An 11,220-nucleotide genomic window follows, 5' to 3' on the forward strand; every position below is an offset into this window, starting at 1 on the left:
CTCCTGCCTAACCGGTGAATCCGAGCGCCCGCGAGATGACCATCAGCTGCACCTCGGTGGTGCCCTCGCCCAGCTCGAGCACCTTCGAGTCGCGGTAGTGCCTGGCCACCGGGTTCTCGTTCAGGAAGCCGTAGCCGCCGAAGATCTGGGTGGCGTCGCGGGCGTTGTCCATGGCGGCTTCGCTCCCCACCATTTTGGCAATCGAGGCCTCCATTTTGAAGGGCCGTCCGTGCACCATCTTCTGGGCCGCGTCGTAGTAGGCGAGACGGGCGGTGTGCACGCGCGCCTGCATCCGTGCGATCTTGAACGCGATGTGCTGGTTGGAGCCGATCGACCGGCCGAACACATTGCGGCTGTTGGCGTAACGGATGGCCTCCTCGAGGCAGCCCTGCGCCGCGCCGGTGCAGAGCGCGGCGAAGGCGATACGCCCCTCGTCGAGGGTCTGCACGAAGTTGGCGAAGCCGCGGCCGCGGTCGCCGAGCAGGTTGGCCTCCGGCACGCGCACATTCTCGAAGCGCAGCGGATGCGTGTCGGAGGTGTGCCAGCCCACCTTGTCGTAGGCCGGCAGCGCCGTGAACCCGGGGGTCGGGGTGGGCACGAGGATGGCGGTGAGCTCCTTCTTGACCGAGCCGTCGGGTCGGCGCGATTCGCCCGTGACCGCGGTCACGGTGACCAGCCGGGTGATCTCGGATCCGGAGTTGGTGATGAACTGCTTGGTGCCGTTGATCACCCACTCGCCCGCGGAGAGTTCGGCGGTGGTCTTCGTGCCCGCCGCGTCGGAACCGGCGTCGGCCTCGGTCAGCCCGAAGGCGGCGAGCGCGCGCCCACTGGCCAGAAGCGGCACCCACTCCTGCTTCTGCGCCTCGGTGCCGCGCCGGTAGACGGGCATGATGCCCAGGCCCACGCCGGCCTCGAGCGTGACGGCGATGGACTGGTCGACACGGGCGAGCTGCTCGACGGCGAGACAGAGCGCGAAGTAGTCCTGGCCCTGGCCGCCGTACTCCTGGGGGAAGGGCAGGCCGAACAGGCCCAGCTCCCCCATCTGGGCGATGATGTCGTACGGCAGACTCCGCTTGGTGTCGTACTCGTAGGCGGCCGGCGCGACGACCGTGTCGGCGAAGTCGCGCACGGTGTCGCTGAGGCGGCGCTGGTAGTCGGTCAGGTCCTGGTTCACGTTGGGTCTCCCTTGACTGGCGTGGCGGGTGCTGCTGATGTTTCGGGTGGCGGGGTGGCCGGTGTGGTGGCCGGCGGGGTGGCGTCCACCACGGTGGCGACCGTGGCGACGATCTGGTCGAGGCGCACGAGGTCGCCCGGGCGCACGCTGACGGTGAGCCGGCCATCCGTTTCGGCCAGCAGATGGTGCTCCATCTTCATGGCCTCCACCGTGATGATGCGCTGTCCGGCACGGACCAGGTCGCCCGTGGCGAGGTGCACGGCCACCACCGTGCCGGGCATCGGCGAGCGCACCTCGGGCCGGGCGCCCGCGGCCTCTCCGCCGGCCGGGTCTCGGCCGGCGAGGCGGTCGGCGAGCTGCTCGGCCCGGGAGCGGTGCACCAGGTCGACCGTGAAACCGGTCTGGCCGAGCCAGAGGCGCGGGCCGTCGGCCACGAGGTGCAGCACCTCGATCCGGCCGCCCAGTTCGCAGGCAAAGGTACCCGGGCGATCGGTGACGGGCGCGAGCCGGGCGGGAACGGGCATCCGGTCGTCGATGGCGACGCGGAGGCCGTCCGGCCCGGTCAGCACGGCGACGTCGACCGTGTCGGTGGCGCTCAGCCGCAGGCTGTACCGCACCGGCCGGTCGGGGCCGAGCCGCCAGCCGCCGGCACGGTCCCAGAGGCCGGTGGCGCCCGCGGTGGCCCGGTCGTGCAGGAACAGGGCGGCGGCGGCCGGAAAGTGGTCGGGCAGCGGTTGCCCGGGTGTGCCGCGCAGCCCGAGGCCCGGCAGGCTGCGCTCGATCAGGCCGGTGTCGAGGCGGCCGGCGACCACCTCGGGGGTGCGCAGCAGCAGCCGGAGGAACTCCAGGTTGGTGTGCACCCCGAGCACCACGGTGTCGGCGAGCGCCCGGTCGAGGCGGGCGAGGGCCTCGGCGCGGTCGGCACCCCAGGCGATCACCTTGGCGAGCATCGGATCGTAGACACCCGAGACGGGCAGGCCCGGCCTCAGCGAACTGTCCACCCGGATGCCCGCGCCCGCCGGTTCGGACAGGCTGCGCACGGTGCCCTGGCCGGGCAGGAAACCGCGGGCCGGGTTCTCCGCGTACAGGCGCGCCTCGATCGCGTGCCCGGTGAGCACCACCTCGGCCTGGGTCAGCGGCAGCGGCTCCCCCGCGGCGATCCGCAGCTGCCACTCGACCAGGTCGAGACCGGTGACCAGCTCGGTCACCGGGTGCTCCACCTGCAGCCGGGTGTTCATCTCCATGAAGAAGAACTCGTCCGGGGCCGCGTCCGAGACCAGGAACTCCACCGTGCCGGCGCCGGTGTAGCCGACGCTCCGGGCCGCCTGGCAGGCGGCCTCGCCGATGCGGGCGCGGGTCGCCGGGTCGAGCAGCGGCGAGGGAGCCTCCTCGATCACCTTCTGGTGGCGGCGCTGCAGGGAGCACTCGCGCTCGCCGAGGTGGATGACGGCGCCCGTACTGTCGGCGAGCACCTGCACCTCGATGTGGCGGGGACGGTCGATGAAACGTTCGAGCAGCAGCGTGTCGTCGCCGAACGCGCTCAGCGCCACGCGCCGGGCGGTGACGAGTGCCGCGGCGAGCTCGCCCGGGGCGTCCACCCGCAGCATCCCCTTGCCGCCGCCGCCCGCGGACGGTTTGATCAGCAGCGGGTAGCCCACCGTCTCGGCGGCGGCCACGAGCTGCTCGTCGCTCTGGCCGGGCAGGGAGAAGCCGGGGATGACGGGCACCCCGCTGTCGGCGACGTGGTTCTTGCCGCGGATCTTGTCGCCCATCACGGCGAGGGCGGTGAGGCCCGGCCCGACGAAGACCAGGCCGGCGGCGGCAGAGGCGCGGGCGAAGGCCTCGTTCTCGCTGAGGAACCCATAGCCGGGATGCACGGCGTCCGCGCCCGTGGCCGCCGCGGCAGCCAGGATCGCGGCGATGTTCAGGTAGCTCTCCCGGGGCGCGGCCGGGCCGAGGCGCACCGCGGCATCCGCGAGGCTCACATGCAGCGCGTCCCGGTCGGCGTCGCTGTACACGGCCACCGAACGGATGCCCATGGCGCGCAGGGTGCGGATGATGCGGCAGGCGATCTCGCCGCGGTTGGCGACCAGCACGGTCGTGAAGGGTGTCGGTGCGTTCGGGGTCATGGTGCGCCTCACATCCGGAAGAGGCCGAAGGCGGTCTCGGGCAGGGGTGGCAGGGCGACGACGTCGAGGGCCAGGCCCAGCACGGTGCGGGTGTCGGCCGGGTCGATCACCCCGTCGTCCCAGAGCCTCGCGGTCGAATAGTAGGGGCTGCCCTGCCGCTCGTACTGGGCGGTGACGGGCGCGGTGACCTGGCTCTCGGCATCCGTCGGAAAGGGCAGGCCCGCCTTCTCCTGCTGCTCGCGTTTGACGGTGGCGAGCACGGAGGCGGCCTGCGGCCCGCCCATCACGGAGATGCGGCTGTTCGGCCACATCCAGAGGAAGCGGGGCGAGTAGGCGCGGCCGCACATGGAGTAGTTGCCGGCGCCGAAGGACCCGCCGATCACGACCGTGAGCTTGGGCACGCGCGCGGTGGCGACGGCCGTGACCATCTTCGCGCCGTGCTTGGCGATGCCGCCGGCCTCGGAGTCGCGGCCGACCATGAAGCCGGAGATGTTCTGCAGGAAGATCAGCGGCACGCCGCGCTGATCGCACAGCTCGATGAAATGCGCCCCCTTGAGCGCGGATTCGGAGAAGAGCACGCCGTTGTTGGCGACGATGCCGACGGGGTGGCCGTGCAGGTGCGCGAAGCCCGTGACCAGGGTGGTGCCGTACTCCCTCTTGAACTCGTGGAACTCGCTGCCGTCGACCAGCCGGCCGATCACCTCGCGCACGTCGTAGCGGCCCTGCGGGTCGGTGGGCACCGCGCCGTAGAGCTCGGCCGGGTCGGCGACCGGGGAGACGGCAGGTTGCCGCGGCCAGGCCGGTGGCGGGGGTGCGGGCAGGTAGCGCACGATGTCGCGCACGATCTGGAGGGCGTGCTCGTCGTCCTCGGCGAGATGGTCGGTCACCCCGGACGTCCGGGCGTGCAGTTCGCCGCCGCCGAGCTCCTCGGCCGTGACGATCTCGCCGATCGCGGCCTTCACCAGCGGTGGACCGCCGAGGAAGATAGTGCCCTGGCCGCGCACGATCACGGTCTCGTCGCTCATCGCCGGAACGTAGGCGCCACCGGCGGTGCAGGAGCCGAGCACGGCGGCGATCTGCGGGATCTTGGCCGCCGACATCCGGGCCTGGTTGAAGAAGATGCGGCCGAAATGGTCACGGTCGGGGAAGACCTCGTCCTGCAACGGCAGGAAGGCCCCGCCGGAGTCGACCAGGTACACGCACGGGAGCCGGTTCTCGAACGCGATCTCCTGCGCCCGGAGGTGCTTCTTGACCGTCATCGGGTAGTAGGTGCCGCCCTTGACGGTGGCGTCGTTGGAGATGACGAGCACGTGGCGGCCGTGGATCAGCCCGATCCCGGCGATCAGGCCGGCGCCGGGGCTCTCGTCGCCGTAGAGGCCGGTGGCGGCGAGGGGTGCGATCTCGAGGAAGGGGCTGCCGGCATCCAGCAGCCGGTCGATGCGTTCGCGCGGCAGCAGTTTGCCGCGGGCGAGATGACGCTGGCGGGAGGCCTCGGGACCGCCGAGGGCGACGACGGCGAGGCGGCGGCGCAGATCGGCGACGAGTTCGCGGTGGGCGGCGTCGTTCGCGGTGAAGGCCGGATTGGTCGAGTCGATCAGACTCGCGAGTGTCTCCATCGACAACGTCCCGCTTTCCGCTTGAGTGCTCAGCCGGTACAGTTAGCGTGTACTAACCGAAATTCAGGTTAGCGGTTCATAACTGAGTTGTCCAGAGTTTCGGACGGGACGGGGTGTCGATGGGTGTCCTGCCTTCCTCACCGACGGCCCGGAGCCAGGCCAAGGCCGACCGTCGGCAGGCATTGCTGGGCGCCGCCGCGACACTGTTTGCCCGGTCGGGCTACAACGGAGTGTCGATCGAGGACCTCGGGGCTGCTGTGGGCGTGAGCGGTCCGGCCGTCTACCGGCACTTCAGCGGCAAGCCGGCGGTGCTCGCCGCGCTGCTGGTGGAGGTCAGCGAGACGCTCGTGGCAGGCGGCCAGGCCGTGGTCGAGGGCGCTCCGGATGCCGCGGGCGCCCTGCGCGCGCTGGTGCGCTTCCACACCGACTTCGCCCTGTCGCATCCGAACGTCATCCGAGTGCAGGACCGGGACCTGGACAGCCTCGCCCCCGCGGACCGGCACCAGGTGCGCACCCTGCAGCGCACCTACGTGGAACTGTGGGTGCGCGTTCTCGGGCAGGTGCACCCCGGGGTGGATGCGCAGCTTCTGCGCATCCGTGCCCAGGCGACGTTCGGGCTGCTCAACTCGACCCCGCACACCCTGCCGGCGTCACCGACCGTCGCCGTGCGGCCGCTGCTCGAGGAGATGGCGCTCGCGGCGCTCGGGATGCTCGGGGCCGCAGGCGTCGCGCCGGCGTGAGCCGGGAGGACAGGTCAGTACGCCGTGGTGCAGACGCAGAGTTCGTTGCCCTCGGGGTCGGCCAGCACCCACCAGTCCGGGGCGTGCTCGTCGGTGAGGAGGTCACCGCCGGCGGCGATCACGTCCTGCACCCGGGACTCGGCGTCATCGGTGGGCACGTACACATCGAGGTGGATGCGGTTGCGCTCGGTGCGGGCGATGTCCATGGTCTGGAACCACAGCCGCGGTCCCTGACCGGAGGGATCGACGAGTTCGACCTCTTCGTCGCTGACGACCTCCACATAGCCGAGGCCCACCCGCCAGAACGGGCGGATCGCCGCAGCGTCGGTGCAGTCGATCGCCACGTCGTAGCGGGCCGGCTGTGTCGGGGCGCGGTCGGCTCCCTGCGCATCCGCCAGCTCCTGGATGCGCAGGGCGAGCCGCAGGTCTCGATCGGTCACCCCGCCGGCGTCGTGGGATGACAGGCGGAAGCCGACCCGGCCGTAACCGAGCCGCACCTCCGGGTGGTGATTCATTGCATCCGCCGCCGCGGCCACCTGGTCGACCAGCCGCACGGCCGACGCGAAATCCCGGGTCGTGAACGAGCCGTGCAGGGTGCCGTCGAGGTGCACGAAGGCGCCGCCGGAGAGCACGGGTTCGGTGTCGACGGGGGTGAGGAGGGTGCCCGGTGGTTTCATGCCCTCACTCTGCTGCGCGGTCCGAACCCCGTCAAGGCGCGCCCGGCGGCATCCGGTGCGACCCGGCTCCCGCGCGGACTAGAGGAGGGCCAGGGCGCGCGCCGGGTTGGCGAGGAGACCGGCGACGTCGGTCAGGAAGCGGGCGGCCTGCTCCCCGTCCACGAGCCGGTGGTCGAAGGCGACGCTCAGGGTGACCACCTGCCGCAGCGCGATCTCGCCCCGGTACACCCACGGTCGCGGGGCGATCGCCCCGAGGGCCAGGATGACCGCCTCCCCCGGAGGCAGGATCGGCGTGCCCGCATCAATGCCGAACGAACCGATGTTGGTGATCGAGATCGTGCCGCCGCGCAGGGCCGCGGGGCGGGTCGCGCCTGCCCGGGCGGCGCTGGTCAGCTCGGCGAGCGCCGCGGCAAGGTCGACCAGGCTGAGCCGGTCGGCATCCGGGATGCTGGGCACGATGAGTCCCCGCGGGGTGGCTGCGGCGATGCCGAGGTTCACGTAGTGGAACTGCACGATCTCACCGGCTGCCTCGTCCCAGTGCGTGTTCACCTCGGGCGTGCGGGCGACCGCGAGGCAGAGCGCCTTCGCGACGACGGCCAGGATGCCGATGCGCGCCTCCGCGAAGACCCGGTCGCCGCGGAGCGCCTCGATCAGCTCGATCGCCGGGGTCACGTCCACGGTCAGGAATTCCGTGGCGTGCGGCGCGGTGAACGCGCTCTGCACCATGGCCGCCGCGGTGTGCTTGCGCACGCTCCGGATCGGGCTGCGGGTTTCCCGCACGCCGGCCACGGGTACCGCGGGCCCGGCCAACGCCTCCACGTCCTGCCGGGTGATGAGTCCGGTCGGACCGGTCCCGGTCACCTCGGCGAGGTCCACGCCCAGGGTGCGGGCCAGGGCACGCACCGGCGGCGTGGACCGCGGGCGCTCGGTCGCCACCGGCGGCTCCTCCCCCGCGATCGGCGGCGCAGGCACGGTGTCCGTGGCGACCTGACCTCCCGCATCCGTCGCCCCGATGCGAGCCCGGCGCTGCGGCCGCCCCCCGCGCTCGACGGCGGCGCCGTATCCCACCAGCACCGCCTCCCGTTCGGTCTCGCGAGAGCGCACTTTCTGCCCACTCGAAGCCGCTGAGGGGGCAGAAAGTGCGCTCTCGCGACCAGACGGGGAGTCGACCTCGAAGGAGACGATCGGGTCACCGACGCGCACGGTGGTGCCGGGCTGCTGGTGGAGCTCGGCGACCACCCCGGCGAACGGCGACGGCAGTTCCACCACGGCTTTGGCCGTCTCGACCTCGGCGATGAGCTGGTTGAGGGTCACGGTGTCGCCCGGCGCGACGCGCCAGGCCACGATCTCCGATTCGGTCAGTCCCTCGCCGAGGTCGGGCAGTGTGAAGACCTTGATCATCGTCGTCTCCCTAGTACGCGGTCGACGCCGTCGAGCATGCGGTCGAGGTCGGGCAGGTGGTGGCTCTCCAGCTTCGCCGGCGGGTAGGGGATGTCGAACCCGGTGACCCGCACCGGCGCGGCCTCGAGGTGGTCGAAGCAGCGCTCGGTGATCTCGGCGATGATCTCCCCGCCCAGCCCGCCCGAGCGGGCGGCCTCATGCGTCACCACGAGCCGGCCGGTCTTCCGAACGGATGCCTCGACGGTGTCGTAGTCGACGGGCGAGAGCGAGCGCAGGTCGATGACCTCGATCGACACGCCCTCGTCGGCGGCGGCGAGCGCGGCATCCGTCGCCGTGGATACCAGCGCGCCGTAGGCGAGCAGTGTGACGTCGGTGCCGGCGGCCACGACCCGGGCGCTCTCCAGCGGGGCGCCGAGCTCCGGGGACACCGGGCCGGCGACGTGGTAGCGGCGTTTGGGTTCGAAGTACAGCACCGGGTCGTCGGAGGCGATCGCCTGGCGGATCAGGCCGTAGGCGTCCTGCGGGTTCGAGACCGCGACCACCCGGAGTCCCGAGGTGTGAGTGAAGTAGGCCTCGGGCGATTCGGAATGGTGCTCGGCGGCGCCGATGCCACCGCCGAACGGGACCCGGATGGTGATGGGCATGCGCACGGCCCCCTGGGTGCGGTAGTGGAACCGGGCCACCTGGCTGACGATCTGGTCGAAGCCCGGGAAGATGAAACCGTCGAACTGGATCTCGCAGACCGGGCGGTAGCCCCGGTAGGCCAGCCCCACCGCCGTGCCGATGATGGCGGACTCGGCCAGCGGGGTGTCGATCACCCGGTTCGGCCCGAATTCGGCGAGCAGGTCGCTGGTCACCCGGAACACACCGCCCAGCGTGCCGATGTCCTCGCCCAGCAGCACCACCTTCGGGTCGTCGAGCATGGCGCGCCGCAGCCCGGCGTTGATCGCCTTGGCCAGGGTCAGGGTCTTCGTCTCGGTCAGCGGCACCGGCGCCTGGCCGTTCGCTGCGCCCGCCGAGGAGTTCTGCTCGGTGATCATGGTCATGCGTCCGTCCCTCCGGTCGGATCGAAGCTCGCCAGGTAGGCCGCGTATTCCGCCCTCTGGCGGTCGAGGCCGGCGTGCGGGGTGGCATAGACGTTCGCCAGCACGGTCAACGGTTCCGGGTCCGGCAGGCCGATGCAGCCGGCTCGCAGTTCGGCCGCGGTGGAGTCGGCCAGGGTCTGGGTTTCGGCCTCCAGCTCGGGCGTGAACAGGCCGAGGGAGTCGAGCAACCGCCGCAGGCGCAGGATCGGGTCTTTCTCCGCCCACTCCTCGAGTTCGTTCGCCGGCCGGTACCGGGTCGGGTCGTCAGCGGTCGTGTGCGGGCCCATCCGGTAGGTGACGGCCTCGATGAAGGTGGGGCCGCCCCCGGTGCGAGCCCGGTGCAGGGCCAGCCGGGTCACCGCCAGCACGGCCAGAACGTCGTTGCCGTCGACCCGGAGGCTGGGGATGCCGAACCCGGGTGCGCGGCCGGCGATGCCCGCCGGGGCCTGCAGGCCGACCGGTTCGGAGATGGCCCACTGGTTGTTCTGGCAGAAGAAGACCACCGGGGCCTGGAAACTGGCGGCGAACACCAGCGCCTCACTGACGTCGCCCTCGCTGGTCGCCCCGTCGCCGAAGTAGGCCACAGCCGCGGAGTCGGCACCGTCGAAGCGGGCTCCCATCGCCCAGCCCGTGGCGTGCAGGGTCTGCGCGCCGATGATGATGCTCGGCGTCGCCATGCCGTGGGAGTAGGGATCCCAGCCGGATTGCGCCGTGCCGCGCCAGACCCGGAGGATGTCGGTGGGCGACACCCCCCGGCAGTACGCGACCGCGTTCTCGCGGTAGCTGGAGAAGACGAAGTCATCGGTGCGGAGGGCGCGTGCCGAGCCGATCTGCGCGGCCTCCTGGCCGAGCAGCGGCGGCCAGAGCCCCAGCTCGCCCTGACGCTGCAGGGCCGTGGCCTCGGCGTCGATGCGGCGCACGACCACCATGTCCCGGTAGAGGGCGGCGAGGTCCTCGGCCTCGATATCGGCCACCCACGGATCGAGTTCGGCGCTTCGCATGCGCATCCCGTCGGGGCTCAGCAGCTGCAGGGAAACGGCGGGGGTCTCCCCGGTATGGACAGTGTGCACAATGCGCTCCCAGCGTCGTTGCCGAAGTTGTTGAGAGCGTACGATTCCGCGACACACAGCACAACCATGTTGCATAATTTTGAGCATTTTGCCCTATTCATGGGGCACCCAGCCTGCTAACGTCGAGCATTATGCACAGTCTCGACAAAGTCGACTTACAACTGCTCCGTGCCCTGTGCGCCGACCCGCGCAGCACGTTCGTCGCGCTCGCCCAGCAGCTGCACCTCTCCCGCAACACGGTGCAGGCGCGCATGTCGAGGCTCGAGGAGTCGAGTGCGTTCCTCGCCTTCGACCGTCGCATCAACCCGGTCGCTCTCGGCTATCCGCTGACGGCCTTCATCGAGGTGCATGTGCAGCAGAAACGGCTCGCGCAGATCGTGGCCGAGCTGGCCCGCATTCCCGAGATCGTGCAGGCGCACGGCATGAGCGGGTCGACCGACATCCTGGTGCGCGTGGTGTGCGCGGATGCCGACGACCTGTTCCGCATCGATGGCACCATCCTCGCCTGCGAGGGTGTCGAGCGCACCGAGACGTCACTGGCCATGGGCGAGCTGATCCCCTACCGGATCACTCCTCTGTTGGAGCGCAGCGGGCGCCAGGGCGGCGCCGGCCCCGTCGCCTCCGGATCGGGCCCGTCCCTGTTCCCCGATGCGATGATCCCCTGATGCGGCCGGCCCGACGATGACGACCCCGCCGCAGTCCGTGCTCCCGATGTTCCCGCTCGGGTCGGTCCTGTTCCCGTATATGCCATTGCAGCTGCGCGTGTTCGAGGATCGGTACCTGGTCATGCTCTCCCGGATCCTCAAGGAGGAACCGGCCGAGTTCGGCGTGGTGCTGATCGAACGCGGCCAGGAGGTCGGCGGCGGCGAGCGGCGCTTCCAGTACGGCACGGTGGCCCAGATCACCGAGCTCGAGGCCTCCGAGGGATTCGTGGGTGTGACCGCCCAGGGCGAACGCCGGATCGAGATCATGGACTGGCTGAGCGAGGACCCGCACCCCCAGGCCACGGTGCGCAGCCTCGACGCCCTCGACTGGGACGACGACCTGCTGCCGCTGCGGGAACGGGCCGAGCAGGCCGTTCGCCGTGCCCTCGCCCTGGCCAGCGAATTCGCCGACCAGCTCTGGCCGTCCACGGTGGAACTGTCCCGCGACCCGACTGCGGCGGCCTGGCAGATCGCCGGAATCGCCCCCCTGGGCCCGCTGGATCAGATCACCCTGCTGCGGTCGACCTCGATGGAGCAGCTGCTCAACGGCGTGATCGAGCACACCCAGGAGGCCGTGGACTCCCTGAGCGCACCCTGGCCCGATGAATAAGCCGAATCTATTTG

General features: G+C 71.1%; 10 protein-coding genes. 3 read left to right on the forward strand and 7 right to left on the reverse strand.

What is annotated here, in order from left to right:
- Window positions 1-7: 7 nt before the first annotated feature.
- The 3 genes from E3T49_RS14670 to E3T49_RS14680 are packed head-to-tail and all read right to left on the reverse strand — an operon-like array spanning window position 8 to window position 4,919.
- The gene (locus E3T49_RS14670) at window positions 8-1,174 is read right to left on the reverse strand and encodes an acyl-CoA dehydrogenase family protein (RefSeq protein WP_134425646.1); all 1,167 of its coding nucleotides are present in this window, start codon (window positions 1,172-1,174) and stop codon (window positions 8-10) included.
- The gene (locus tag E3T49_RS14675; RefSeq protein WP_134425647.1) at window positions 1,171-3,303 is read right to left on the reverse strand and encodes an acetyl/propionyl/methylcrotonyl-CoA carboxylase subunit alpha; all 2,133 of its coding nucleotides are present in this window, start codon (window positions 3,301-3,303) and stop codon (window positions 1,171-1,173) included. The genes E3T49_RS14670 and E3T49_RS14675 overlap by 4 nt, the downstream gene beginning before the upstream one ends.
- Before the next feature lie 8 nt (window positions 3,304-3,311).
- A complete protein-coding gene (locus E3T49_RS14680) occupies window positions 3,312-4,919 on the reverse strand; it encodes a carboxyl transferase domain-containing protein (protein ID WP_134425648.1) in 1,608 nt (535 codons plus the stop codon).
- 119 nt (window positions 4,920-5,038) lie between these two features.
- Here E3T49_RS14680 and E3T49_RS14685 point away from each other — a divergent pair, with 119 nt between their 5' ends.
- A complete protein-coding gene (locus E3T49_RS14685) occupies window positions 5,039-5,659 on the forward strand; it encodes an SACE_7040 family transcriptional regulator (protein WP_134425649.1) in 621 nt (206 codons plus the stop codon).
- A 14-nt stretch (window positions 5,660-5,673) separates the two neighbouring features.
- Here the strand turns inward: E3T49_RS14685 and E3T49_RS14690 are convergent, their stop codons facing one another.
- The 4 genes from E3T49_RS14690 to pdhA form a co-directional block, all read right to left on the reverse strand.
- The gene (locus E3T49_RS14690; protein WP_134425650.1) at window positions 5,674-6,336 is read right to left on the reverse strand and encodes a VOC family protein; all 663 of its coding nucleotides are present in this window, start codon (window positions 6,334-6,336) and stop codon (window positions 5,674-5,676) included.
- Between the two features lie 78 nt (window positions 6,337-6,414).
- Window positions 6,415-7,737 carry a dihydrolipoamide acetyltransferase family protein gene (locus E3T49_RS16770; protein WP_134425651.1) on the reverse strand — a complete coding sequence of 441 codons (1,323 nt, stop codon included), beginning with the start codon at window positions 7,735-7,737 and terminating at the stop codon, window positions 6,415-6,417.
- Window positions 7,734-8,783 (reverse strand): alpha-ketoacid dehydrogenase subunit beta, encoded by a 1,050-nt coding sequence (locus tag E3T49_RS14700; protein WP_420898562.1) that lies wholly within the window; start codon window positions 8,781-8,783, stop codon window positions 7,734-7,736. The genes E3T49_RS16770 and E3T49_RS14700 overlap by 4 nt, the downstream gene beginning before the upstream one ends.
- The gene (gene pdhA / locus E3T49_RS14705) at window positions 8,780-9,892 is read right to left on the reverse strand and encodes a pyruvate dehydrogenase (acetyl-transferring) E1 component subunit alpha (protein WP_241972846.1); all 1,113 of its coding nucleotides are present in this window, start codon (window positions 9,890-9,892) and stop codon (window positions 8,780-8,782) included. Before pdhA ends, E3T49_RS14700 begins: the two co-directional genes overlap by 4 nt.
- Before the next feature lie 131 nt (window positions 9,893-10,023).
- Between pdhA and E3T49_RS14710 the strand changes: the two genes are divergently transcribed.
- Complete coding sequence (locus E3T49_RS14710; protein ID WP_134425653.1) at window positions 10,024-10,557, forward strand: Lrp/AsnC family transcriptional regulator; 534 nt, start codon at window positions 10,024-10,026, stop codon at window positions 10,555-10,557.
- A 16-nt stretch (window positions 10,558-10,573) separates the two neighbouring features.
- Window positions 10,574-11,206, forward strand: coding sequence for an LON peptidase substrate-binding domain-containing protein (locus tag E3T49_RS14715; RefSeq protein ID WP_241972847.1), 633 nt, complete (start codon window positions 10,574-10,576; stop codon window positions 11,204-11,206).
- The last annotated feature ends 14 nt before the right edge of the window (window positions 11,207-11,220 follow it).

The organism is Cryobacterium cryoconiti (assembly GCF_004403065.1).
Classification (GTDB): Bacteria; Actinomycetota; Actinomycetes; order Actinomycetales; family Microbacteriaceae; genus Cryobacterium; species Cryobacterium cryoconiti.

Coding starts and splice junctions, on each gene's coding strand:
- E3T49_RS14675 (WP_134425647.1), bottom strand. CDS start 3,303: ATGACCCCGAACGCACCGACACCCTTCACGACCGTGCTGGTCGCCAAC.
- E3T49_RS14680 (WP_134425648.1), bottom strand. CDS start 4,919: ATGGAGACACTCGCGAGTCTGATCGACTCGACCAATCCGGCCTTCACC.
- E3T49_RS14685 (WP_134425649.1), top strand. CDS start 5,039: ATGGGTGTCCTGCCTTCCTCACCGACGGCCCGGAGCCAGGCCAAGGCC.
- E3T49_RS14690 (WP_134425650.1), bottom strand. CDS start 6,336: ATGAAACCACCGGGCACCCTCCTCACCCCCGTCGACACCGAACCCGTG.
- E3T49_RS16770 (WP_134425651.1), bottom strand. CDS start 7,737: ATGATCAAGGTCTTCACACTGCCCGACCTCGGCGAGGGACTGACCGAA.
- E3T49_RS14700 (WP_420898562.1), bottom strand. CDS start 8,783: ATGACCATGATCACCGAGCAGAACTCCTCGGCGGGCGCAGCGAACGGC.
- E3T49_RS14710 (WP_134425653.1), top strand. CDS start 10,024: ATGCACAGTCTCGACAAAGTCGACTTACAACTGCTCCGTGCCCTGTGC.
- E3T49_RS14715 (WP_241972847.1), top strand. CDS start 10,574: ATGACGACCCCGCCGCAGTCCGTGCTCCCGATGTTCCCGCTCGGGTCG.